Here is a 24,390-nt window from a genome sequence, read left to right as displayed (position 1 = left end):
GTCGGATTTTTCCGGAACTGCGTCGTCACGGGGTGGACTCGGCGCGGAATCGCGTGGCAACGGTGTGACGTCGGGAGGGCGTGTCGGAGTGGGATCGGCGACGCCGGGGTTGTTTTGCGGGGCCGGTGTGAAGCGTGCGGAGTCGGCGGGTAGATCAATCGGGGTGAGCGACGCCAGGCGTGGGACAACGGGTATGGCGTCGGCGGGTGGCTCGTTGTCCAGGGGGTAGTCGACACCGGGTATGACGATGTAATCCCGTGCCGGGGTTTTCTGAATGCTGTGGTCGCGGGGGTCCTGCCACACGTTGTGGTCGCGCGGGTCCCCCTGGGTGTTGTGTTCGCGTGGGTCGGGCACTGTGGTGCCCGGCGGGGTGGGGAATTCCTCCGGATCAACGGTGGCTTCGTCGACGTCCGGTCGGCTGGTGGTCGCGGCGCGCGGTGAGCTTTGCGAGGCTGCTGCGGTGGTGTCGGAATGCCCAGTCGAGCCAGCAGCTGGAGACCAAGCGTGGGATTGCAGCGAAAAACCCTGTGCGGCAGCATTATCAGAACGATTGCCTGAGCCCTTGGCGATAGTCGCCGACTGCGAGGCTGCGGAGATGGAGGGCGCTGGGTGCGGCACCGACGACAGGGTTGCGCTCGATGGTCCCGGCTGGCCGGTCGGACTGTTCGCATCGGGTACGGCCGCCGTAGTAGTCGTAGGGGGCGGCTTTGGTGACGGCTCCGCCAAGCCGCCGCCGGACGTGCGGCCCGGGTGGGCCCACGGCGTGACTTCGGGCCGTGATTCGCTCGAATCTCCATGTGCAGCAGGGCTATCCATATTCTTCGCCGTTGTGGTCGGCCCGGGCGAGGACAGCGAGTCGGGCTTGGCATGCGGCGATGCGGATTGGGCGGCGCCGAGGTCTTCCACTGCGGCCGCAATAGCCTGCTGACCGGGCTGAGGAGCTACCGGCGGGGAGGTGGCGTCGTAGGCGGCCGGAGCGAACTCGGGCACTGATTTTATCGAGGTTTCCTGTGCGACAGAGGTTTCAGTATTCGGTCGTGGCGATGTCCATTCAGAAGGACTCGCGGTGCCCGGCGTGGCGTGGGACGAGTTGGACTGTTGCACCGAAGGGACCTGCTCGGTGGTGACTGCGCGTGGTTTCTGGGATGCCGGTGGGGCGGTATCGACGGGAGGGGTTGTCGCGGCGTCGGGGACGGGCTTGGTTGGCTGTGACTGCGCGAGAGTGGTTGCGGTATCGAGCCGGGCCGCGATGTGCTCGGTTGGCTCGGAAGTCGCGGTCTTCGGTGCGGGATGGGCTGGCGTCGGCTCCGGATCGGTGACGGAAGAGTCTGTGTGTGCGGGGCTCCGGGGTGCGGCGGCATGGGTACCCGGCTTCGCGGTGGGTGGTGGAAGGTCGACGGTGGGATGTGTGGTCGCCGTCGGCGTCTGCTCGACTCCCGTGAGTGCGCCTATGGCGTCGGCATCGGCCATATCTTGTAGCTCGCGAATAGAGATTTCCCGCAGTTTTCCGACGTCGACAGCCTTGGCGTGACCGGAGGGTGCCTGCGCGGAAGGTGCCTGCGCGACAGGGTCGAGTGGTTTGACGGAGACCGCCGCGTTGCCCTCCGGCGCCAGCGACTGCGTGATGGTGCCCCGCAACGCGGGTGGTTGCGCGACTTGCAGCGCCGTGCCCCCACGTCCTGCCGAGGCACCGGACGTGGGCGACTCCCCCGTCGCCCACCGGGGTGACATCGGTCCTCCCGAGTTCGGCTGATGCGGTGAACCAGGCTGTGGGCCAGCCGGTGTCGTGGCCAAGGGTGTTCCGGAACCCGAACCACTGTCCGGTGGCAACATCCCGTTCTCCCTGAGAATGCGGACAAACGCCTCTTCTGTAGAAAGGGGTTCCTCAGGCCGCAGCGGCGGTTCGGGCTCGGGCGTGCGCGATTCGGCGGGTCGCGGCTTGTCGGCGTCCGCCGAACGAGCCTCGTGGGCACGTGTCAGTACCTCCTTGGGTGGCGGCGCTTCGTGGGGCCGCGGCGGTGGGTCCACGGTCTTTTTCACGAAATCGCCGAGCGCCTCCTGCGAGGACCTCCCCGGAAAATCCTCGGGACGCAATGTCCCTTGCAGTTCACGGCCGAGGTCGTCGATCTGTTCCTTGACCCCCCTAGCCTTCGGCGAGCCGTCGGGCTTGGCAGATCGACCGTCGCCAGCGGCTGGCGGCCGAGGATCGGCATCGGCGCGGACCTGCGGGCGCACCGGTTCCTGGACATTGACGCGCGGAAGCAGTGCCGTCGCAGTGTTGGTCCGTGCCGCCACGGCGGCGGCGCGTCCCGCACGGATCGTCGAGCCGATGCCGCCGGCCGCACCCATCGCGACTCCCGCCCACACCATATGCGCGAGATCCTTCCCCCGCAGTTGCCCGCCGGTCAGCGCGACAGCGGTCAGGCCACCTGCCAACCCGCCGACACCGCCGCCGACGGCGCCTGCCGTCGCGGTGGCGGTTACCCGTCCGAGGACCCGATTGAACTTCGACACGGAATTGACACCGAGCCCGGCCATCCTGGATCCGACGAGATGCCCGGCTCCGACACCGAACAGGCCACCCACCGCCCCCGCGGCGGCACCGACCCCGACCTGTTTCCAGTCCACCGACTCCCGATGTCCGCGGGCGGTCTGTGCCATCTGCACCCGCATCGCCACATAAGGCACGCCACCACCGGCGGCAACACCGAACCCAATTCCCTTGGCCGCCAACGCCAACATCGGATGTCTGGCACCGAACCGCGCCCCTTGGGCTGCCACCAACCGCAGCGTGCCAGCCCGAGCCACGCCCATGGCGACTTCGGCGTCAGCCCGATCCGCGGCGGACTTCGCGACCCCGACCGGTGGCGGCAACAACAAATCCCATGCGAGCTGCGCGGCCAACAGCGCAAGGATGCCGCGCACCACGTAGATCTCCAACTCGAACGCATTACGCGCCTCATACAACTGACGCGCCCGCTCATTGTTGTACTCGATCTGCGCACGAGTCGCGTCGAGCAGCGCGGAATAGTTCTTCGCGATCGCTGTCCCCGTGAACTCACTCTCGATCCCTACCCCTCGTGCGGTCTCCTCCAGCCGCCCCCTCGCTCGCTCCAGCGCATTCGCCGCATCCGACCACGCATCCGCGGCCCGCTGCATCGCATCCAGATGCGCCTCCGGAATGTGGCCGAGCAGCACATCCGTCAATCCCGAATCGAGCACCTCACCCCGCAGCGCCCGCACGGGCTTCGGCCTGCCCCCGTGCCATCTCCACCAGCAGTCGAGACAGCACTTTCGCAGGCCCACACGCGGCCGTGCCACGCATCTGGGTCTCGATGAACCCCGTTGACAGCCCGGCGCACGGGTCCCAGCGACCAGCCGTGTAGCAGTTCGAGGACAGCTCGTCGCGCCACTTCCGGTAACCGGTCACGGCAACGGCCAGGGTCACACCGCGATCCCACGGCCCACTGATCCGGTGATACTCGGTGACCAGGGCCCGCTGCGCCAACCCTCGTGCCCGAGGTGCCATCGCTGTCAGGATCTTGCCGACGTCACCGACGATGATCGAATACATCGGCCGATCCTCGAGCCCGTCCGCCAGCTGTCCCGATCGCGTTGCCGTGCCGAACTTTTCGGACAGTCGCGCGTGGTCGGCGACGGTGGGACGGTCGAGCAGGATCCATGCCGCCGTGCCCACGTCGTCGTCGGGATCGTCCCCTCGCACCTGTGATATCACCTCGTCGCCGAGCTCGGCGATCTCGATGCCGTGCAATGGGACGAACGGATACCTGCCCAGCAAGTCATCGATGGCGGCGGCGATGTCGGCAACGGTCTCCGCGCCGATGCCGGAGGTCTCGAACCCGACTATCCGGATGCCGTGCCGGGCCGCGAGCGCACGTGCAGCCGCCAACGCCGCCGAATCGGTGCGCACGGGTGCTCGTTTCGGCGGCGCGGAGCGAGATTTCTCCCGGCGAGGCTTCGCCGAACCACGCGCTGGTTCGGGTTTCGCCGTGCCGGGCGTGCCGCCGGTGCGATGCGGTGGGAAGACCTGTCCGGGCGGACGATTCCCTATCGCGTTGCGGGGCAACGGCTGTCCGGTCGGGGATTGCCGCCACGGAATACTGCCGGTGGGCGGCTTCGACCACGGCGTGCCCGGCGGCTTTCCCGCGACGGCGCGCGACGTGCGTGGGCCGGAGGCGGGCTTCGCAGTGGCAACCGACGGTTGTGCCGTTGACGGTGGTGGCGCGCTCGAAGTGTTCGGCGGTGTCCGCGACGGGGGTGGCGACCGCGTTTCGGGAGGTGGGGCGCGATATACCTGATCTTGGACGGACCTCGGTCTGGCCGACGATCCGGGCAGATACGGCGGTTGTGTCGGTTGATAGTCCGACCGCACGGGCGAGACGGAGGCTTCGGGAACCTCGGCGCCGACATCCACGGGCGAGTCCGACCCGGAGGGAGACGACGTGACAGGGGGCACGCTCCAGCTCGATGAATTCGGCTGGTCTGGTACCGAGGGAATCGACGTTGACCGATCCTGGCGGTAGCTGGTCGGGCCAAGTGTGGATGTGCTCTGCATGGGATCTCGGAGCTGGATGGCGTTTTCTTGGTCTCGGTTCGCGAAGTTGTCCGCCGTGCTGGCCAACGCGTCGCTCATCTGATGCAGGCGATCGGCCAGATTCTGAAACCCCACGAGCCCGGTCTCCGCCGCGGGTGCGTAATTCTCGGCGAATGCCCGTCCCGGCTCGTCGCCGCCCCAGCACTCACCCTCCCGAGCGAGCACGGACTTCAGGGTCGCCAGCTCGTGTTGCACGGAATCGGCGATCGAGCCGAGCTCCGGAGCTTGTGCTCGGAGCTGGTCCAGGTCGACCCGCAGCGGTTGGTTCATACCCCGCGATCCCTCAATCCTGCGTGAGCGCAACGGTATAAGACATCCTGCCGCAGCAGGGTGGGCTTCGGCGCACCGCATTGCTCCCGCTACTGGGAATGGGGTGGCCCCAGCGATCACACCCGCTGCGCGCTCCGATCCGCAGAAGCCGCCCTGCGCGCGGGTTCGCTGAGCTGTCTCACGCCGTCGAACCGTGCCGCTGCGAGAATCGTCGTTCGAATTCGGCGATATACGTGGTCGGCGCGATCGCGGAGGTCGAATGTTCGAAGACACCATCGTCGGCGAGATAGAAGATCGCCCGGTCGGTAGCCGTAACCCCCTGGGGCACAGGGACATACACGACCCATCCGATACTCAACCGATGGGCGACCAACTCCGACAACGGATATCCGGTGGTATCCAAGTTGTGCCCGGTGATGTAGTCGCGCACCCGGGCGATGGCCTGCTGTTCCGGCATCGGCCGGGGCCGCGTCGAGGCCAGTCCGGCCAGTGTCAGTTGATAAAGAGCGCCGTCGATATCGCATCGCCCGTGCTCACCGAACACGGCGGTCACCATTTCGCGAGTTGCCGCGCCCGATTCGGCAGCCGACACCAGCACGGCGGCCGCATCGCGTGCACCCTCGTCGCCAGCGAGGTCCGCGACGACCTGGGTAACGGCGTCGTGGGTCCACATGGCTGGGACGGCCGCCGCACACTCCCGCGCCGACGGGGAGTCCCCTCGGTACCAGTGCCCCGACTCCCACCAGTAACAAAAAGACAATAAGCCGGAGCCAGCGCGCGGATTCAGCGCCAGGTCGGTTACCCAATCAGGCGCCCCCGCATAGAGATCCGGCATGGGCGCACCCCGGTTGTATGCCGCGTCCAAGCTGGGCGCGTCCCACACGCCACCGGAGAGCACCGCGCGTCCGGACGGGAGCGCGTGCAGGGTCGACCCGCCGCGCGCCGCGCCCTCGAATATGCCGATCCACGGCAGCATCCGCGGGCCCCACTCCGATTCCGCGGCCACGAATGCGGCGGCGATGGTCGCCCACCGCGCCCACATCAGCGGGAATGACGGAAACTCGTTCACCGCAAGTACGGCCCACACCTGGCCGTCCCGGTCGCTACGAGCTCGGCTCGCGGCGGATTGCGGGGTACGTCGCTGCCGATCGTCGTTGGCGATGTAGGCGGCAAGCCATACCGGGACCTTGTCGCGCGGATATGCCTGCAAGTCGGCGAGATAGGCCTCCGGGTCGAACAGATGCTCCTCGGGGAACGGGGCCGCACCGTAGTCGTAGTCGACCTCGATCTCGCCACCACTGGCCAGCGTCACCATCATGCGCCACCACGGCCCCGCCTCCGATGCCGAACTTCGCGTGCGCTGTTCACGAGCCAGACTGAGCACAACTTCCGGCGGATCCGCCGGAAACAATTGGTCGCCAACGGAATACATAATGTTGGCGACCTCGTCGGCCACGGTCATCGCGAACACCGCGTCCACTCGCTGCCAGCCCACCGGCGCGTGTGCCGCCAACGCACGGGCAAGGGGGTGATCTACCGTCAAGCCGTTGGGCCCGTCTGTCATACCCGTCCTCCTCGCCCCGCGTCCACACACCCGGCCGCCCACTCGCTGCCGGTTTTCCACCCGGATCCGCACATGATCGCGGACCTGGGTTCGGCCGACATTGCCACCGTAGGGAAGCGCGAAGCTCAGGCGATCGTCCGCGCGCCGCTCGGTGACCGACTCGGCACCGCAACGGGGCCACGACACCTCGCCGAACACCGCATCGGCCAGGTTTTCCGGCCACGACATCCACATCTCGCGCACCGGTGGTGCCTTGCCGCCGAAGCCGCGTCCCAGCGACGCCACCATCACTCGGCGCCGCACCTCCCGGTCAAACAATCCGAGGGCCACGACGGCCCCCGTTCAGCTAGCGAACGCCGGGGAAGAACGGACTCACCGGGAAACACGGCACCGGTGTCGCCGTGGCAGGCGAGAGCGCGTTCAGCACGAATCGCCATACCCGTTCGCTGTACATGGTGGACAGATGCTCGGAACGATCGTCGGCGCATCCGTCTTGCAGCAGAATATTGGTGACATTCGGCCCGCTGAGATACTGCTGATCGAACGGCGTAACCACCTCGTCGTATTTGCTCACGAGGGTGGTGTAGGTGACGCCGGGGCGAGTGTCGCCGCCGCCGTATACCTGCTCGGCGATCCCCTCCCCTATCGCCTGCTGGATCAGGGCCGGCGCGATGTCACCGATGCGGTCGTATATCCATCGACCCACCGGCGGAATAAAGCTACGCAGATAGGCGATTTCGTTGAGCGTGGTGCCGTGATTGCTCGGCGAGATACCGACCATCTTGTCGACTTTGTCGAATCCACCGAGCACATTGAGGTAGTAGAAGGCAAGGATCCCGCCGCCCTGCGAGTGGCCGACGAGGTCTACCTTGTCGACGCCGGTAGCCGCGCGCACGCGCTGGACCACCTCCGCCAACTGCTGGGCCGAAGTACGGATATCACCCAGTGCCTGCGTCGGGATTTCGCCGGGTAGCCACGCCATGTTGCCATAGTTGAAGGTGAAGACGCAGTAGCCGTTGTTCTTCAAATACGGCGCGCCCGCTTGCCACGCGATCGCTTGCGAGGTTGCGGTCGGGTTCACGAGGATCACCGGGTTCGGATGTGCGGCAGTGGGTTTGCAGTCCCAATCGTTGGCGCCAGGCGGTGCCTGCTCGGGAAACAGGCCGGCGGGCAGTATCCCTGCGCCGAGATCGAAGGGTACCGGGAGCGGACCGGGCGCCCCCGCTTGCGGCTGACCCGCCGCGGGCCCAGCTGCCACGCCCACCGCGAGCGCAACCCCCATTACCATCGTCGCGCACGCGCGTAGACCGAACATCACTTTCGGGTCCTCCCTGCCGCCTCATTGCGGCTTTTTATCGTTCTTATTCAGTTGAATTCAGCACGAGCCGTATGGCACCGGCGCTGAGAGGTCGATCAGGCGCGAGCGATTCGGGTGACCGTGCCGAGGAAACTGGTCGCATATATCGCGTCCACGTCCCAGCCTCGACCTGCGCCGAACCGGACCGAAGAGGTCAACGGCAAGCCGTCGGCGATGGTGCAGACGGCCCCGGTGTCCTGGTCGATGCGGTCGATCGCGCCGGCCGCGTTGAGCGCCAGGTAGATCCGACCGTCGGGGCCGATGGTCAGGTCGTCAGCGGAATTCGCCGGCCCGTACCCGGGCACCTCGAGACGCGCAGGCGGCGCGGAGGGGTCGGAAATATCCACGGCGGCAACGGTGGTCGTCGGATCGAAGCTGGTGGACACGAACAGGCGGTCGTGCCGAGGCGAGTACACCAGGCCGTTGGTCGAGGTGATCGACGTGGCGAACGGGGTGCGGGTGCCGTCGGCGGTAACCCGAGTCAGCACGGCCCGCGGACCTAGGTCACGGCTCACCACGAAATCGCCGCCCGGAAGTCGCGCCAGCCCGTTGGGCATGGTGAGCCCCGACGCCACGGTGCGCACAGCGCCGGTGTCGAGATCGAGGGCGCTGATCGTGCCGGTGTCGGACAGGAGTCCCGCCACGCTGTTACCGGTGGTGAAATACGCGGTGGCACCACCGATTACCACCGCGCCCGGCCCGTCGACATCGGCCGCCGCGACCGAACGCGACCCGTCGGCACCCAAGCGCTGCAACGACCCACCGCCACCGGCGACAGATTGCTGCGAGAGCAACACACCGCCGCGGCCATCGAAGGCGAGGTTCTCCAGCGGCCCGAAACCCTGCGCCACTTGCTGTTTAGTCCAGGGCACACAGTCAGTGCCCGCGCCAGCAGAAGGCATCACCGGCAATGTCAGCGCCGCGCCCGCAACCGCGGCGACCACAAAGGCGCACCACGAGCGGCCCGTACCGTGGGCTATCCGCCCTCGCGCGCTCGCCCCATCGAACCGGTCCGGTCGATCCGCTCGAATACTCATAACACCTTTCGTGCCAGCGCAAATCTGACATGAACACTTGTCAGATACGCACGGGGCAGAGTATTACACGAAAACGGCACCCGGAAGGGAAAATCCAGCGATGACAAGCGGAAGCGACAACGGCAGAGGCTATTCGGCGTCTGCGCCGACGACCGTACTGCCGGCCATGTTGGCGACCCTGGTCGACGAGCTCGTCGAGGACGCGCGAATTGTGGCGTGGTCGGAGGGTATCCACCAACGCGCCGAATATCTCACGGTGCGCAATGCCGTCCTCCGCCATCTGGTCGAACGGCAGGCGATCCGGGTGGTCGCCGCCGAGACCAACTTCGCGCTCTCGCGTCCCGCCGACGCTTATATCCGAGGCGCGGGCTCGGATACCCCGAACGAGGAGGTCGTGCGGGGCATGTGGTCATGGGGTCGCGCCGCCCTGCGCGCAAACCTCGAGCTGCTCTGTTGGCTCCGTCTACACAACGCTGAGCTTCCCGACCGAGACCGGGTGCGGTTCTACGGCCTCGACATGTTCGGCTACGACCGGCACGCTCCCACCGATTCCGGCGCGGCGCTCACCGATCCCGAGGACAAACACCTGGCCGCGACCTTGAATGCCCGACTCACCGCACATCTCATGACCGGCGGGGACCACCGCGCTATCGCGGTACGCGACGCCGCCCAGTATCTGTCGCTGAAAACCATCGCCCACCGGCATCCGTCGAGCCGCCTGTTCCTGTTCGAACAGACCGAACACCTCGACCCACGCGCACCGGGCAGCCTCGGTGCGCACCTGGCCCGCGGCGAACTCGGCACAAGCAGGACCGTCGGCGCCGTCTGGCGCGATGGCGACCCCACCGTCACCTATCCGCTCGGGCGTTATCGGGAGCTCAGCCGCTGGCTGATGAACCACCCCGGCGATCTCATCGAGGCTCCCGACGGCACGGGAATCATCGACCTGCGCCCTTGGCGCACACCGACGGCCGAGACAGACCATCCGCTCACGGCCGCGGCCGCGGCGTTCGACGCGGTGCTCTACGCTCCCGCATCGACAGTGGCGCTGCCATGGCCCGCGGCACCTGCGCGATAGCCTCTGTGACAGGGACAAACGCCGGACGGCACGTCAAGCGTCACTATCGCCAGCAACCACGGTGACGTTCGCCCTGGCCTCCGCCATCGGCCAGGACCCCCGTTCTCGCGGTTGAGTCACTCGGTACCCGGAGAGAGCGACACCTCACCGAACACCGCACCGAGCGAAATCAGACCCGCTGCCTCGCAGGGCTGATCATTCGACACGGCCCCGTGCGCGACACCCGAACGATCGGCCAACAGACGCGAACTCCAGTGCGTGACAACATATTTACGCGGCGGCGTGGCCACGGTGATGGTGATCATTTTGTCGCGGTCCAGGGGCCTCGGGCGTCCTGAACGGTGCTCGTCGGGTAGCCCGTTGATCCCGTGTGCAAGGTAGCGGGACCGCCAGTTGATCACGGGCTGGCGCGAGATATCGAACCTGCGGGCGATCACACCCATCAGCAGCCAGGGTGACGATCCGGGCCCGCAAGACAAGTCCAGACGTCATCGTCGTCGACCGAATCCATGCGCAGGATCTCCCGGTCACCGTCACGCAACACCGAGAGGACAGCTCACACGCACCGTGCCAACCAGATCACGTACCGCCCATCACCTTTGGAAGCACAGCACTAGTCGGACCGTGTGGTAGCAGAAGTGGTCAGCAAGGCACCGAACTCCTCGGCATAGGCAAGATGACGCCGCAGCCGATCGGCGCTCTCGAAGGTCTTGGCACGACATTCGAGAAGATACGCCTTGGCACTCGCACGCTGTTCGCCACTCGAGTGCGAGTCGTCCAGAACATCGAGCGAATCGAGTAAGTGCTTCATCTCAGCGAGGGTGAAACCCAACGGTTTCATCCGCCGGATCACCAACAGCCGTTCGATATCGGCGTCCGTGTAAAGACGGAAGCCGCCAGCCGACCGCGCCGAAGGCTGCACCAGTCCCACTTCGTCATAGTGACGAATCGTCTTGAGCGACAGTTCGGTTCGCTCCGCCACCTGCCCGATCTGGGCATACCGATCGGTGACCATGTCACTGCGCGCCGGTGAGATGACCCGAGAGCAGGTCATGACGCGCCTCGGAGGCCGGGTTGAGGCCGATGATCTCTACGGTCTTGCCTTTGGCGGCGTATTTGGTGGTGATGGCATCCAACGCGGCGACGGTGGAAGCGTCCCAGATGTGGGTGTCGGTCATATCGACCACGATATGAGCCGGGTCGTCTCCGTAGTCGAATTGGTAGACCAAGTCGTTGCTCGAGGCGAAGAACAACTCGCCGCGCACCTTGTACACCCGCGTACCCGACTCCGGTTGCCCATCGGCGCCAACGGATTCCGAGATCGGGGTGACCTCGGTGAAGTGGGCAACGCGATGCACGAAGGCGACCGTGGCGGTGAGCACACCGACAACGACCCCGATGGCGAGATTGTTGGTGGCGACAGTCACCGCGACCGTGACAAGCATGACGGTGGTTTCGGCTATCGGCATGCGCCGCAATGTCCTCGGCGCGATCGAATGCCAGTCCATCGTCCCGACCGACACCATGATCATCACAGCCACCAAGGCCGCCATCGGAATCTTCGCGACAGCTCCGCCGAGGCCGACGACAAGAATGAGCAGGAACACCCCGGCCAGGAAGGTCGAGATACGGGTGCGGGCGCCGGAGACCTTCACATTGATCATGGTCTGACCGATCATCGCGCAACCCCCCATGCCGCCGAAGAACCCGGTGACGATATTCGCGATGCCCTGCCCCCAACCCTCACGGGTCTTGTCGGAATGGGTGTCGGTGATGTCATCGACCAGTTTCGCCGTCATCAGCGACTCCATCAACCCGACCAGCGCCATCGCCAACGCGAAAGGCGCGATGGTGCGCAGGGTTTCGAAGGTCCACGGAATGTGCGGCACCAGCGGCGAGGGCAGGCTCGACGGCAGCGCGCCCTCGTCGCCGACATTGGGGACATCGAGGGCGAACAACACCGTGAGCACGGTGAGCACGAGGATCGCGATCAACGGTGCGGGCAAGATCGTGGTCAGTTTCGGCAGATAGATCATGACCAACAATCCGGCGGCAAGCATCGGATACACCAGCCACGGCACCCCGATCAGGTGCGGTAGTTGCGCGGTGAAGATCAGAATCGCCAACGCGTTGACGAAGCCGACCATGACGCTGCGCGGCACGAACCGCATCAATTTCGCCACCCCGGCAGCGCTCAGAACGATCTGGAACACACCGGCCAGAATCACCGTGGCGATCAGGTAGTCCAGACCGTGCGCCCGGACGAGCGGCGCGACGACGAGAGCAACCGCACCCGTGGCGGCGGAGATCATCGCGCGACGACCACCGGTGATCGCGATCGTGACCGCCATGGTGAAAGACGCGAACAATCCCACCCTCGGATCGACACCGGCGATAATCGAGAACGAGATCGCCTCGGGAATCAACGCCAGTGCGACGACCAGTCCGGCCAGGATTTCGATCCGCAACCGCTTCGGGCTACTCAGCGCCGACAGCACCGATCCGTCGGCTCTTCCCGGTCGATCAATCGACACCATTCACACTCCATGTTCGTTGATCACCGCGCACACAAGCGCGGGGCAGCACAGCGAGCGAGAGGAGACCCATGCCGGCCTCATCCAGGCTTGTCGATCGCTCAGCGGCCGTAAACTTACCCTCCCGTGAGGGTATAGTTGCAATCCGAAATGGGAACGGTGGTACAGATCTCACCACCCGCGAGGGCGGCGAAGCGTCACCGCGATCAGCGGTGTGGCGACCAGCCCGCTCCCGACGAGTTCTGTGGCGAGGCCGGGAAGCGTAAAGGTCGTGCGCACCCCCTCGCGCGTCGGCCGCTGCGGTGGTATCCGGAAGGGCGAACACCACCGCCTTCGGTGATCGAGTCACAACTACTGGGCGACAACACTTTTCGGTGTGCTAAGCGACGGGTGTCGCAGCGCTCCCGCGCTGGGCCAGCAGCGTCGGTCGGTGCTTGCCATCGGAGAACCAGTGATGCGAGCCCGGCTTTTCGGCTTCGGTCGCCAGGTGCTTGATGCCCGCCGAGCAGGCGACCTCCTTGAGCTTCTTACCCACCGATCCGCTGAAATACAGCCGCATACCGGTCTCATTCTTATGACCGAGCTGGTAGATCCCGGCGTCCCGGCCGAAGCTGAGACACATAGCGGGGAACGACATGTCGATCGGCTCGGGCTGTTCGCCCGCGATCCGGTGCAGCAGGGTGTCGGCGGCGTGCGCACCCAGGCAGTACGCGGAATAAGCGCTCATACGGAACGGCAGATCCGACGGTGCCGACGAATCACCCGCCGCGACGATGCGCTCGTCATCGACGCTGGTCAACGTCTCGTCGGTGAGCAGCCGCCCGGCCGCGTCGGTGCTCAGCCCGCTCTGGGTCGCCAGGTCAGGCACCCCGAAGCCCGCCGACCAGATCGTGACGGCGCTGGCCAGCGTCCGCCCGTCGGCCAGTTCCACGGCCTCGGCGGTGACCTTTGTGACGGCGGCGGCGCGGCCTTCGATGACGGTCACCCCGAGCTTGGCGAGGTACCTGTGGGCCGTGCGCCGTGCCTTGGGATGCAGGTACGCAACGAGCGCATCGCCGCAGACCAAGGTGACCGCACGTCCCTGTCCGGCAAGCTCGGCGGCGGTCTCGACCCCGGCCGGACCACCGCCGACTACCGTCACCGCGGCTGCGCTGGGCGTGTCGAACAGGACCGACCGCAGCCGCCGCGCCGCCTCCAATGTCGCGACCGGGTAGGCGAATTCGGATACGCCCGGCACCGGCGGCGCGGCATTACCGCTACCCACCGCGTAGATCAGGTAGTCGTAGGCGATCGAATCACCTTCGGCCAGCAGCACTCTGCGATCGGCCGCGTCGATGCGTGTGACGCTGCCGACCACCAGCCGGACTCCCTCGGCCAGCACATCCCGATAATCCACCACCCCTTCGTGCGTGCCGCCGACCACCTGGTGCATGCGCAACCTCGGCACGAAGACCTCGCGCGGATTGATCAGGGTCACCCGCACGTCGGCGCGCTTGGTCATCCGGTTGGCCGCCATGACACCGGCGTATCCGCCACCGATCACGACAACTTCATTCATGGCGTGCATGGTGTCTTCCCTTCGTTCGATGAGGAGTTCGGACACAAGACACCGCTGTGCCGGATGTTGTGACAGCCTCCGGAAAAAGTGATCGCACTCACACTTCGCGTCGGCCCACGGCGTACCGATCGCTGCGCTGGCACCGGTGTGCCGATCACCGCCAGGCGAACACCGGCGGCCGAAGTCGGCTACCCGAGTGTGGCGGCCGCGCAGGGCGACCTCGTCGGGGTTCGGGGCGTAGTGCCGCCGCCCCATCGGCGACCCACGCGACGAACGGCGACACCACGTGGCCCGACCTGGCGGCGAAGTCGTCGAGCCGACCGACGATGTGGTCGGCGGTCGTCAATGCTGACACGTCAGCGCCCGTATTCGCCGCTTATTGTGTGTGGAGTGAAGGTGGCCCACCGTCCGGGGGCTTCCGAAACCGCTGCTCCAGCAGTTTTCTCAGCGACGCGATCCACCGAACCGTGCGGCGACACGGTGTTCGATGGCCTGCAGGGCGATCGTCGGCGGCAAGGCGATCACAACGATCAGCACGACGGTACCCATGATGTTCTCCATGCGGATGAGACTCACATTGCGCAGCATCTCGTAGCCGATGCCGCTGGAGGAGGAGAACATCTCGGCAAGCAGTAGTCCGAGGAACGCGAGTCCGAAGGTTGTTCGTGTGGCGGTGGCGAGCGCGGGAAGCGTTGCGGGGACGATGATCTGGCGAATGAGCCGGGGCCAACCCATGCGCAGCGAAGCGGCCATTTTCAGGTGCAGTGGATGCACCGCGGACGTGCTCTCGACCGCCATGATGAACATCGGCACGAAGGCGGCGTAGAACGCGAATCCACCCCGGCTGAGTTGGCCGATGCCGAGGAAGGACAGGAACAACGGGTACAGCACGATTTTCGGAATGCTGTTGACCGCGTAGACAATCGGCAGGATGGCGCGCGACCAGAAGGCGCTGATGCCGAGCGCAAGACCCAGTACCGCACCGAGCACCACACTCGCGACGAACGCGAAGACCAGCAACCGCAGGGAATCGAGCACGTTCGCGCGGAACGACTCCGTGGCCAGATCGGCGAACAACGAACTCATCGAGGCGGCGGGCGTGGGAAAGATCTGACTGTCGAGCAGGACAGCGGCAACCCACCAGGCCAGCACCCCGACGACCGCGACGAGGAGAGCGGGAACCAACCGCCCCGCAGCGCCGATCCGCGAAATACCCACCCGCGCGACGGCGGCACGGGATGAAAGCTGCTGCGACGCTATCGATGTCATCGCCGACGTCTCCAATCGAATCGGTTGAGCACTGCGGAGATGAGCAGGGTCGCCAGGAGCGCGAGGGCGGTCACCACGAGGATGCCCGCGTACATCTCGGCGATATCGAAGCTGTCGTAGGCGATCGAGATGTAGTGGCCCAAACCATCGGTCGAGAGGATGAATTCGCTCGCGAGCACCGAGATGATGGCATAGGACAGGCCCAGTTTCAGGCCGGTGATGATGTTGGGCAGCGCGTAGGGCAGCAAAATCGATCGAAAGTACTGCCACCGCGTCATCCGCAGGACCCGCCCCAGCTTGTCGATGATCGGGGTCGTCGACTCGAAGCCGGTCTGCGCGTTCACCGTGACGATGCCGAAGGCGAAAACGGTGGAAAGCACGGCGATGGGCGTGATGCCACTACCGAACAGCACCACCATGATGGGGTACAGCGCGAAGGTCGGCACCGCGTAGTACACGTTGAGGTAGGGACGGAACGCACGCTTGCACACCTCGAACCGCCACAGCAGGTACGCCGCCCCGATCCCGAGCACGGCGCTGGCCACGAAGCTGATGACGATGATGCCGAGGGTGCGCCCGAGCGCATCGACCAGGAATTCGCGGGTTCCGAGCAGGCGCGCGGTCTCGGCCAGCATGTCCGAGACCGGAACGATGTCGAGCGGCGACGCGTAAGACGAGCGCGCGTACAGCTCGACCAACGCGAGCGCGACGAGGATGACGACGGTGGTCCACCCCGCACTGGGCAGCCGCAGCACACGCGAAGGTGGTGGGCGCAGATATCCTGGGACCGCGGAACGGCTGCTCACCGGGTCACGCTCATCGTCTTCTTGGCTTCCGCGCGCAACGACGACCAGATCCGCTCGTGCAGTGCGGTGGCGGTCGTGGAGGTCAGCACATCCTCCGAACGCGGCCGTTCGAGGTCGATCGCGATCTCGTCGATGAACCGGCCCGGACGGGCACTCATCACCAGGACCCGGTCGGACAGCAGGATCGATTCCTGAATGCTGTGGGTAATGAACAGGACTCCACAGGTCAGCTTCTCCACGATCTCGAGCAGTTCATAGGACATGACAAGGCGGGTCTGCTCGTCGAGGGCGCCGAAGGGTTCGTCGGCCAGGATCAGATCCGGTTGCATCGACAGGCACCGGGCGATCGCGACGCGTTGTCGCATCCCGCCCGACAGCTGACCCGGGAAGTGGTCGCCGAAGGCGGCCAGCCCCACGGTGGCCAGGAGTTCGTCGGCGCGTTCCCTGCGGTCGCGTTTGGCGACGCCCTGCACCTCGAGCGCGAACGCCACGTTGTCGCGGACGGTGCGCCACGGCAGGGTCGCGGACTCCTGGAAGATCACGGCGGTGCGTTCCCGAGGACCACGCAGCGGCTGGCCCGCGACGGAGACCGTCCCGCCGTCGTGGTCCTGGAGGCCCGCGACGATCTCCAGCATGGTGGATTTGCCACAGCCACTCGGGCCGACGATGGAGACGAATTCGCCGCGGTCGATACGCAGATCGACACCGTCCAGCGCGGTGACGGCGCCGAAGCGGCGCACGACCGCGCGCGCGTCGACGATCGGATCGGAGGTGTTGGGAGCGTTCATGGACAGACCCTTCGCGGTCGGAAGTTGTCCCTCACGAGGACGGAGCGTCGAGGCAGCCGGCGGGCAGGGATTGGTCCACCTCGGCCGGGAGGAATCGTGGATCGAACAGTGTGCACAGGTCGGGTTCGCGGTCGCTGCCCGACAATTCGACGCCCGCCTGGGCCGAAGCCACGGACTCCTGGTCGAATCCCCCACCCCACGTGTGTGCCGTCGCGGCCCGCCGGACCACTTTCAACGCGGCGTCGACATCGAATCCCGAGTACTCGGCGTACAACTGCGCGGCGGCCAGCGGATTCGCGTCGATGGACGCGACCGCGTCGGTGTATCCGGCGTTGATGGCGCGCACCACACCGGGATTCGATGCGGCGTAGTCCTTGGTTGTGGTGATGGTGGATTGCAGAAACCGGTCGAGGTATTCGGGGCTGCTCGCGATCAGCTTGAAATCGTCCGGTTGTTGCTCGGCGACGATGGAGGGCAGCATCGCCACATCGACCGAGCCCGCCTCCAGCAGCGCGAGCCCCTCACCGATCCCGCCGGAGGAGATGCGTTCGATGCGGCCGGCCTCGATGCCCGCCAGCTTCGGAATCAGTTGGGAGAGCGCGTCTGTCGCGGAGTTGGGTCGCGTATAGGCCCATCGCCGCACATCCTGGATCGAGTTGATCTTCGGGTTCGAGGCGAGCGCGTAGAAGTTCATGGGGTAGGGCCCCTGCGTGCCACCGCCGACCACTCGCAGTTCGGCACCGGTGGGGTCGGCCTGCACGATCGAGGGATAGCTGACCTCGCCGATGGGGATATCCCCGTCGAGCAGGGTGCGCATGGTGGCGCTTCCGCCTTTGCCCGGCACGATGTTCTCGACAATGACGCCGTACTTCTCGAACAGCCCCTGCTTCTGGGCGACCAGCCAGGGGATGCTGTAGATCTCGGCGGCCGCCGAGACGGTGACGTCGATGGTCACCGGCGCGTTCGGATCGGCGTCGGGGCCTGGACCGCCGGAACATCCCGACAGCGCGAGGGCCGATGCCGCCGCACCGGCCAGCAAGCGCACGGCCACAACTCGTGGCCGCGCGGACGAAAATGTGAACATGATCCCTCGACATATCGTGCGGGTCGGTGGTGACGAAGGCCGCCGCCGCGGTGGTGGAGAGCGGCACGTGGGAGTGACGGCTCGCCGGGATCTCTCTCATGAGACCTGGGTTACAGTTGGTGACTGTAAACATATGATGCTTTGGCCGTCAAGGTTGGAGTTTCTCGAAGACAACCGGGGATATCGCTCGATATATTGTCAAAACAGCAGATGTTTCAATGATTTGACCGCGCGCACAACGCCGTTGGGCCGCAGACCAGCAGAGGAGGGCCGCCGGTGGTAGCCGACCACACGAACCATCGAACGAAGGCACCGTCGTCGCGACCACCCCTGGCCTACGAGGTCCTGGTGGAGACGATTCGGGCGCGGATTCTGTCCGGTGAACTCCCGCCTGGGACGCGGCTGCCCACGGAACCGGAACTGAGCGACGAATTCGGCGTCGGGCGCAGCACCATCCGCGAGGCACTGCGCTCACTGGCCACGCAGAACCTGATCCACACCACCAGGGGTGTCACCGGCGGCAGTTTCGTGACGGCGCCGAGCATCGGACATATCAGCGCACACCTGGAGACGGGCGTCGCGCTCATGGCCGCGGCGCAGACGGTGAGCGTGGACCAGTTGATGGAGGTCCGCAACCTGATGGAGGTCCCCGCGGCCGGGATGGCGGCGTTTCGGCGGACCACCGAACATGTCGAGCAACTGGAGTCGGTCATGTTCGAGCCCGACGGCACCCAGGGCCCGGAGACCTACGCGGCGAATCAAGAGTTCCATTTGATCCTGCTGCGCGCGGCGAGCAATCCACTGCTGGAGCTGATCACCGCGCCGGTGTTCCGGGTGCTGTCCGGGCGCTTCGGCCGCGATCACACCCCGGACGGGTTCTGGGAGTGCGTCGATCACGATCACCGGGCGATCCTGGCGGTGGTGAAGGACGGCGATTCGATGGCCGCCATGGACCTCATGCGTCGCCACCTCGACAGCCTCCGGGATTCGTACCGTCAGATGGATCGACTACGGTCAATCTGACCTAATACATCTGACCTTTGAGGTCAGCGGATCTAACATTCACAGAACTTCTTGCACTTGGTTTGCGCATATTCGGTATTGACGCGACAAACATCAGATGTTTACAGTTCGTCTCGACAGCCCAATCAGCCCGAGGAGGCACCGTGGCGACCCATCCCGCGATCTTGGGAAGGTTCTTCGAGGACTACGCCGTAGGCGATGTGTACCAACACCCCATGGGGCGCACCATCTCCGAGGCCGACAACACCTGGGTAACCCTGTTGTCGATGAACACCAACCAGAACCACTTCAATGCCCATCTGGCGCAACAGAATCCGATCACCGACGGTCGTATCATCGTGAACTCCGGATTCACCGTTTCGCTGGTACTGGGCATTTCGGTACTGGATATGAGTCAGAACGCGATCTCCAACCTCGCGTTCACCGACATCAAGATGAGCCACCCGGTCTATGTCGGCGACACGCTCTACGCCGAGAGCATCTGCACCGGCCTGCGCCGATCGGAGTCCCGCCCCTACGCGGGCATCGTCTCGATGATCACCCGCGGGCTGAACCAGGACGGCGACGAGGTTATCTCCTGGAAGCGCTCGGTCATGGTCGCGACCAGGGAAAGCGGAATCGGCCAGAACTATTTCCCCACGGCGAAGAGCGGACCGCTGGCTCTACCCGAGGCGACGCACACCACCACCGAGCCCACCGCCACCACGAACGGAACGACAGCATGAGACCACTCGAGGACGTCCGCATCCTGTCGCTCGAGCAGTACGGCGCCGGGCCGTTCGGCAGCCTGCATCTCGCGGATCTGGGCGCCGACGTGCTCAAGGTGGAAGACCCCGGCGTCGGCGGCGATGTCGGCCGATACGTGCCGCCGTTCGCCGAGGGCGAGGACTCACTGTTCTTCGAGACCTTCAACCGCAATAAGCGCAGCATCTCGCTGGACCTGTCGAATCCCCACGGCCGCAAGGTCTTCGAAGACCTCGTCCGCGAATCCGATGTGGTGTATTCCAACCTGCGCGGCGACGTGCCGGAAAAGATCGGCATCACCTACGAGCAGCTGAAGCATCTCAACCCCGCCATCGTCTGTTGCAGCCTGACCGGGTTCGGGATGACCGGCCCCCGCGCGAAAGAACCCGGGTACGACTACATCTTGCAGGGCCTGGCCGGTTGGATGAGCGTCACCGGCGACCCCGACGGCCCACCCACCAAGTCGGGCCTGTCGCTGGTGGACTACTCCGGCGGATTCGTCGCCGCCATCAGCATTTTGGCCGGGCTGCACGCTGCCAGGCGCGACGGTGTCGGCGGTGACTGCGACCTTTCGCTGTACGACACCGCGATGGGACTGCTCACCTACCCCGCGACCTGGCATCTCAATGGCGGTTTCGAACCCGTCCGCACTCGAAATTCCGCGCACCCCTCGCTGGTTCCGTTCCAGGCGTTCGAAGCGACCGACGGCTGGCTCGTGGTCGGCTGCGCCAAGGAGAAGTTCTGGCAGCGACTGGTGGTCGCGATCGACCGGCCCGAATTGGCACAGGACCCGCGATTCGTCGACTTCGCGAACCGCGGCCGCCATGCCGCCGAACTCCTGCCGATCCTCGAAGCGGTGTTCGCGACCGCCTCGGTCGACCACTGGCTGTCGAAGCTGCGTCCGGCAGGGGTGCCGACGGGCCCGATCAATGACATCGGCCAAGCGCTCACCGAGGAGCACACGCTGGCACGAGGGCTGATCGTCGACACCGACCACCCGCGCTTCGGCACGGTTCGCCAGGTCGCCTCCCCGGTCCGGTTCGGCACCCAGCGACCCGAATACCGGCGCGCACCCAGTCGAGGAGAGCATTCCGAGGACGTAGCGCGATCCCTCGGCTACGACGACGAACGGATCGCGGAATTGGCCGCGGCCGGTGCCTTCGGCACGAACCCCGCCGAGGGCATCTCGTGACCGCGGCACAGGTGCTCGCCGACTGGGTGTGCGACGCACAGCCGCACGATCTGCCCGACGAAGTGAAGCACGCGGTCGGCAGGCATCTGCTCGACGGTGTCGGCGTCACGATCGCGGCGGCACGTCTCGGTGTCGGTGGCCCAGGATGGGCTGTCGCGCACGAACTTTCGGGTCCGCCACAGGCACGGTCGTTGACCGGTCGCGACCGAATGTCCGCGCCCGCGGCAGCCATGGGCACCGCGGTGCGCGAGCATGCGCTCGACTTCGACGACACCCACGCCGGTGGACTCGTCCATCCGACGGTGACGGTACTTCCCGCCGCGTTCGCGGTCGGCCAGGAGCGGTCGGCATCGGGCGCGCAGGTGTTGGTGTCGGCGGCCCTCGGGCTGGAAACGGCCTGCCGCCTCGGTGCCGTGAGTCCGCACGGGTTCCATGCCAGGGGCCTGCACGCCACCGCAGTCGTCGGACCGCTCGCGGCGGCGACTACCGCGGGACGGCTGATGGGCCTGCCCGCGGCCCGCCTCGTCGACGCACTCGGGATCGCCGGTTCCTCCTCCGGCGGACTGCTCGAGTTCCTCGACTCGGCCGCCGATACGAAATCGCTGCATCCGGGTTCCGCGTCGTTCGCGGGCATCCTGGCGGCACGGTTGGCGGCGGCGGGTGCTACCGGCCCGCCCTCGGTGCTCGAGGGAACGCGCGGTGTCTACGCGACGCTGTCGGACCGAGCGGCGGATCTCGACGTTCTCACCACCGAACTCGGAACCCGTTGGGAAGTCACGCGAATCGGCATCAAGCCGTACCCGAACTGTCAGCTCATGCACGTGACGCTCGATGCCGTCACTGCCGCTGTCGGCGATGTCGCCATCGACCCCGCCGACATCGTGGCCATCGAAACGCACGTGCATCCCGATTCCAGCCCGTTCGTCTGCGGCGAGCACACCGGTACGGCCGCGCCGCGCAGCACCTACGACGCGAAGTTCGACCTCCCGTGGAGCGTGGCGGCCCTGCTGCACGACGGCGCGGTGACCGTCGATACCTATACCGAGGAGTCGATCGCGCGCACGGCCGTCGCCGCCACGGCCGGGTTGGTCCACGTCGTCGCCGCACCGAGCCAACGGCCCGCGGCCGCGGCATCCGGGCGAGCGGTACTCACGCTGCGTGACGGTCGCGTGCTCACCGGGGAGGTCGCGGGCAGCAAGGGCACGGCGGGTTTCCCCATGACCGACGCCGAGGTGCTCGCCAAGTTCATCGGCAACTGTGCGGGACATCCGCGCGCGCACGAGCTCGCACACCGCGTCATGGACCTGACCGCCGAAACCGACCTGACCAGCGTGCACGACCTCGCGTACCGCATCGCGAGCGACCCGCGTGACACCGCGAACTGAGGAAGCAGCAATGGATTTCACCTTCGACGAACAACAGCGAGACTTCCGCTCTACCCTGCGCGCCTTCGTGGACAAGGAGATCGTGCCGGTCGCCAACGAATACGAACGATCCGGGCGATACCCGACCGAGATCGTCGCGAAGATGAAGCAGATGGGACTGTTCGGGATCACCACCCCCGAGGAGTACGGGGGTCTCGACCTCGACAAAGTGTCGTTCACCCTGGTCTATGAAGAACTGGCGCGCGGGTGGATGGGGATAGCGGGAATTCTCGGCAGCCACAACCTGTCTTGCTGGATGATCGCCAGGCACGCGACCGCGGCGCAGAAGCGGGAACTCCTGCCGAAACTGGCCTCCGGGGCCTACCGGACCGGCGTCGGTCTGACCGAGCCGGGCGCGGGCACCGACCTCCAGGGCATTCGGACGACGGCGCGCAAGGACGGCGACCACTATGTCGTGAACGGGACGAAGACCTGGATCACGAATGCCAGGCACGCGAATGTGCTTCCGGTCCTGGTGAAGACGGATACCACGGTGAGCCCGGCGCACAAGGGCATGAGCATCCTGTTGATCGACACCACGACCGAGGGGTTCGACGTCCAGCGGGATCTGGGGAAACTCGGGTACAAGGGCACCGAGTCGTGCGAGATCGTCATGACCGATGTGCGCGTCCCCGAGAGCGCGCTGCTCGGCGGTGTCGAGGGACGCGGTCTGCAACAGGCGCTGTCCGGACTGGAGATCGGGCGGCTCAATATCGCGGGCCGCAGCGTCGGCATCGCGCAGGCGGCCTACGACGCCGCGCTCGTTTACGCGCGCGAACGCGAGGCCTTCGGTCGTCCGATCGCGGAATTCCAGGCGATTCAACTCAAGATCGCCGATATCGCCACCCAATTGCAGGCAGCACGCCTGATGACCTACTGGGCCGCCTCGCGCGCCGACGGCGGCAAACGGGTCGACATGGAGGCCGGGATGGCCAAGACCTTCGCCTCCGAGACGGCGATCATGGCGAGCCTGGAATCCATGCGTGTCCACGGCGGGTATGGGTACTCCACCGAATTCGTCGTGGAAAGGCTCTACCGGGATGCCCCGCTGATGGCGATCGGCGAAGGCACCAACGACATCATGCGCACGGTCATCGCGAAATCGCTCGTCGCAGGACACGGGGTGATCGGATGACGGCGACCACCTACCTCTACGTACCGGGTGACGCCCCCGAACGATTCGACAAGGCACTGCGCTCGGGCACCGACGCGGTGGTCCTCGATCTGGAGGACGCGGTCGCACTTGACCGGAAGGATGCGGCCCGAACCCTTGTCGCACAGTGGGTTTCGCAGTGCGAACCGTCCGGAGTCGAGCTCTGGGTTCGCGTGAATCCCGGCGCGATCCAGGAGCGCGATATTCGCGCGGTCGTCAGCCGAAACCTCACCGGGATCTGGCTACCGAAGGTCGAATCGGCCGAGCAGGTCACCGCGGCCGACCGGGTCCTCACCGAATGCCGAGCCGACCACGCACGGATCTCCGCCCTCGTCGAGACGGCTACCGGCCTGCTGGCACTGCCGAGGATCGCGCACGCACCCCGCATCGATTACCTGCAAATCGGGGAGGTGGACCTCGCCGCGGACCTCGGGATCGAGGTCGACGACAGCGCCGAACAGCTCTTGTTCGCACGCGGCCAGATGGTCACCGCCAGTGCGGCGGCGGGTATCGCGCCGCCCGTCGCGGCGGTGTCGGTGAACTTCACGGACCTGCCCGCCTTCGAGGCCGACACTCGACGCCTGCGCCGCCTGGGTTTCGCCGGACGCGCGTGCATCCATCCGAAGCAACTCCCGTCGGTACGCGCGGTCTTCACCCCGACAGCGGACGAATTGCGCGACGCCAAGGACATCCTGGACCGGTTGTCGGCCGCTCCCTCTGGTGTCGGCGTCGACGCACGTGGGCGCCTCATCGATGAAGCGGTCGCCCGGTCGGCCCGCCGCGTATTGGCACGAGCACGGTGACCGTGATCGGGTCGTCGTCCGCCGACGGGCACGGTCGACCTGACGCGAGTCGTCGCGAACCCCGAGCTCCCCGCTGCTGAAGTGTTGCGCC

Annotated in this window: 19 protein-coding genes and 1 pseudogene; 7 read left to right on the top strand and 13 right to left on the bottom strand. The window is 66.1% G+C overall.

From position 1 onward, the window contains the following. Positions 1-3,223 precede the first annotated feature (3,223 nt). The 5 genes and pseudogenes from ABEA50_RS25680 to ABEA50_RS25665 form a co-directional block, all read right to left on the bottom strand. Positions 3,224-3,931 carry a hypothetical protein gene (locus ABEA50_RS25680; protein WP_345498576.1) on the bottom strand — a complete coding sequence of 236 codons (708 nt, stop codon included), beginning with the start codon at positions 3,929-3,931 and terminating at the stop codon, positions 3,224-3,226. Positions 3,932-4,615: 684 nt separating this feature from the next. Beyond that, positions 4,616-4,885 (bottom strand): annotated as a pseudogene (locus ABEA50_RS31055) (WXG100 family type VII secretion target); the annotation flags it as partial. A 178-nt stretch (positions 4,886-5,063) separates the two neighbouring features. Next, positions 5,064-6,737, bottom strand: coding sequence for a hypothetical protein (locus ABEA50_RS25675; protein WP_345498790.1), 1,674 nt, complete (start codon positions 6,735-6,737; stop codon positions 5,064-5,066). 58 nt (positions 6,738-6,795) lie between these two features. Continuing rightward, positions 6,796-7,707 carry an alpha/beta fold hydrolase gene (locus ABEA50_RS25670; RefSeq protein WP_345498574.1) on the bottom strand — a complete coding sequence of 304 codons (912 nt, stop codon included), beginning with the start codon at positions 7,705-7,707 and terminating at the stop codon, positions 6,796-6,798. A 155-nt stretch (positions 7,708-7,862) separates the two neighbouring features. Further along, positions 7,863-8,657: an SMP-30/gluconolactonase/LRE family protein gene (locus ABEA50_RS25665; RefSeq protein WP_345498573.1), complete on the bottom strand. Its 795-nt coding sequence runs from the start codon at positions 8,655-8,657 to the stop codon at positions 7,863-7,865. Between the two features lie 286 nt (positions 8,658-8,943). On the opposite strand from ABEA50_RS25665, the gene ABEA50_RS25660 reads away from it, so the two are divergent. After that, positions 8,944-9,921, top strand: coding sequence for an erythromycin esterase family protein (locus ABEA50_RS25660; protein WP_345498571.1), 978 nt, complete (start codon positions 8,944-8,946; stop codon positions 9,919-9,921). Positions 9,922-10,037: 116 nt separating this feature from the next. On the opposite strand, the gene ABEA50_RS25655 is transcribed toward ABEA50_RS25660, so the two are convergent. The 8 genes from ABEA50_RS25655 to ABEA50_RS25620 all read right to left on the bottom strand — a co-directional run bounded on the left by ABEA50_RS25655 (position 10,038) and on the right by ABEA50_RS25620 (position 17,960). Next, a complete protein-coding gene (locus ABEA50_RS25655; protein WP_345498570.1) occupies positions 10,038-10,364 on the bottom strand; it encodes a helix-turn-helix domain-containing protein in 327 nt (108 codons plus the stop codon). 170 nt (positions 10,365-10,534) lie between these two features. After that, complete coding sequence (locus tag ABEA50_RS25650) at positions 10,535-10,975, bottom strand: MerR family transcriptional regulator (RefSeq protein WP_345498568.1); 441 nt, start codon at positions 10,973-10,975, stop codon at positions 10,535-10,537. Beyond that, positions 10,938-12,458, bottom strand: coding sequence for a SulP family inorganic anion transporter (locus tag ABEA50_RS25645; protein ID WP_345498567.1), 1,521 nt, complete (start codon positions 12,456-12,458; stop codon positions 10,938-10,940). Before ABEA50_RS25645 ends, ABEA50_RS25650 begins: the two co-directional genes overlap by 38 nt. 376 nt (positions 12,459-12,834) lie before the next feature. Next, positions 12,835-14,022 (bottom strand): NAD(P)/FAD-dependent oxidoreductase, encoded by a 1,188-nt coding sequence (locus ABEA50_RS25640; RefSeq protein WP_425577712.1) that lies wholly within the window; start codon positions 14,020-14,022, stop codon positions 12,835-12,837. A 435-nt stretch (positions 14,023-14,457) separates the two neighbouring features. Further along, positions 14,458-15,282 carry an ABC transporter permease gene (locus ABEA50_RS25635; protein WP_345498565.1) on the bottom strand — a complete coding sequence of 275 codons (825 nt, stop codon included), beginning with the start codon at positions 15,280-15,282 and terminating at the stop codon, positions 14,458-14,460. After that, the gene (locus ABEA50_RS25630) at positions 15,279-16,088 is read right to left on the bottom strand and encodes an ABC transporter permease (RefSeq protein ID WP_345498563.1); all 810 of its coding nucleotides are present in this window, start codon (positions 16,086-16,088) and stop codon (positions 15,279-15,281) included. Before ABEA50_RS25630 ends, ABEA50_RS25635 begins: the two co-directional genes overlap by 4 nt. After that, a complete protein-coding gene (locus tag ABEA50_RS25625; RefSeq protein WP_345498562.1) occupies positions 16,085-16,876 on the bottom strand; it encodes an ABC transporter ATP-binding protein in 792 nt (263 codons plus the stop codon). Before ABEA50_RS25625 ends, ABEA50_RS25630 begins: the two co-directional genes overlap by 4 nt. Positions 16,877-16,907: 31 nt before the next feature. After that, positions 16,908-17,960 (bottom strand): ABC transporter substrate-binding protein, encoded by a 1,053-nt coding sequence (locus ABEA50_RS25620; RefSeq protein WP_345498561.1) that lies wholly within the window; start codon positions 17,958-17,960, stop codon positions 16,908-16,910. Between the two features lie 276 nt (positions 17,961-18,236). On the opposite strand from ABEA50_RS25620, the gene ABEA50_RS25615 reads away from it, so the two are divergent. The 6 genes from ABEA50_RS25615 to ABEA50_RS25590 all read left to right on the top strand — a co-directional run bounded on the left by ABEA50_RS25615 (position 18,237) and on the right by ABEA50_RS25590 (position 24,299). After that, the gene (locus ABEA50_RS25615) at positions 18,237-18,983 is read left to right on the top strand and encodes a FadR/GntR family transcriptional regulator (protein ID WP_345498560.1); all 747 of its coding nucleotides are present in this window, start codon (positions 18,237-18,239) and stop codon (positions 18,981-18,983) included. 143 nt (positions 18,984-19,126) lie between these two features. Then, complete coding sequence (locus tag ABEA50_RS25610) at positions 19,127-19,708, top strand: MaoC family dehydratase (RefSeq protein WP_345498559.1); 582 nt, start codon at positions 19,127-19,129, stop codon at positions 19,706-19,708. Beyond that, a complete protein-coding gene (locus ABEA50_RS25605) occupies positions 19,705-20,919 on the top strand; it encodes a CaiB/BaiF CoA transferase family protein (protein WP_345498558.1) in 1,215 nt (404 codons plus the stop codon). Before ABEA50_RS25610 ends, ABEA50_RS25605 begins: the two co-directional genes overlap by 4 nt. Continuing rightward, on the top strand, positions 20,916-22,304 hold the full coding sequence (locus ABEA50_RS25600) for an MmgE/PrpD family protein (protein ID WP_345498557.1): 1,389 nt from the start codon (positions 20,916-20,918) through the stop codon (positions 22,302-22,304). Before ABEA50_RS25605 ends, ABEA50_RS25600 begins: the two co-directional genes overlap by 4 nt. Before the next feature lie 10 nt (positions 22,305-22,314). Next, on the top strand, positions 22,315-23,478 hold the full coding sequence (locus ABEA50_RS25595) for an acyl-CoA dehydrogenase family protein (protein WP_345498556.1): 1,164 nt from the start codon (positions 22,315-22,317) through the stop codon (positions 23,476-23,478). Beyond that, positions 23,475-24,299, top strand: a complete 825-nt coding sequence (locus tag ABEA50_RS25590) for an HpcH/HpaI aldolase/citrate lyase family protein (protein WP_345498555.1) — start codon at positions 23,475-23,477, stop codon at positions 24,297-24,299. Before ABEA50_RS25595 ends, ABEA50_RS25590 begins: the two co-directional genes overlap by 4 nt. The last annotated feature ends 91 nt before the right edge of the window (positions 24,300-24,390 follow it).

The organism is Nocardia callitridis (assembly GCF_039543305.1).
Lineage (GTDB): Bacteria > Actinomycetota > Actinomycetes > Mycobacteriales > Mycobacteriaceae > Nocardia > Nocardia callitridis.
The sequence above is the reverse complement of the archived record's forward strand: the minus strand, read 5'-3'. Positions and strand labels throughout refer to the sequence as shown.

Excerpts from the sequence above, each read along its gene's own strand:
- ABEA50_RS25605 (WP_345498558.1), top strand. The coding sequence starts at position 19,705 with ATGAGACCACTCGAGGACGTCCGCATCCTGTCGCTCGAGCAGTACGGC.
- ABEA50_RS25595 (WP_345498556.1), top strand. The coding sequence starts at position 22,315 with ATGGATTTCACCTTCGACGAACAACAGCGAGACTTCCGCTCTACCCTG.
- ABEA50_RS25590 (WP_345498555.1), top strand. The coding sequence starts at position 23,475 with ATGACGGCGACCACCTACCTCTACGTACCGGGTGACGCCCCCGAACGA.
- ABEA50_RS25660 (WP_345498571.1), top strand. The coding sequence starts at position 8,944 with ATGACAAGCGGAAGCGACAACGGCAGAGGCTATTCGGCGTCTGCGCCG.
- ABEA50_RS25640 (WP_425577712.1), bottom strand. The coding sequence starts at position 14,022 with ATGCACGCCATGAATGAAGTTGTCGTGATCGGTGGCGGATACGCCGGT.
- ABEA50_RS25645 (WP_345498567.1), bottom strand. The coding sequence starts at position 12,458 with ATGGTGTCGATTGATCGACCGGGAAGAGCCGACGGATCGGTGCTGTCG.
- ABEA50_RS25675 (WP_345498790.1), bottom strand. The coding sequence starts at position 6,737 with ATGGTGGCGTCGCTGGGACGCGGCTTCGGCGGCAAGGCACCACCGGTG.
- ABEA50_RS25625 (WP_345498562.1), bottom strand. The coding sequence starts at position 16,876 with ATGAACGCTCCCAACACCTCCGATCCGATCGTCGACGCGCGCGCGGTC.
- ABEA50_RS25635 (WP_345498565.1), bottom strand. The coding sequence starts at position 15,282 with ATGACATCGATAGCGTCGCAGCAGCTTTCATCCCGTGCCGCCGTCGCG.
- ABEA50_RS25650 (WP_345498568.1), bottom strand. The coding sequence starts at position 10,975 with ATGACCTGCTCTCGGGTCATCTCACCGGCGCGCAGTGACATGGTCACC.
- ABEA50_RS25620 (WP_345498561.1), bottom strand. The coding sequence starts at position 17,960 with ATGTTCACATTTTCGTCCGCGCGGCCACGAGTTGTGGCCGTGCGCTTG.
- ABEA50_RS25655 (WP_345498570.1), bottom strand. The coding sequence starts at position 10,364 with ATGGGTGTGATCGCCCGCAGGTTCGATATCTCGCGCCAGCCCGTGATC.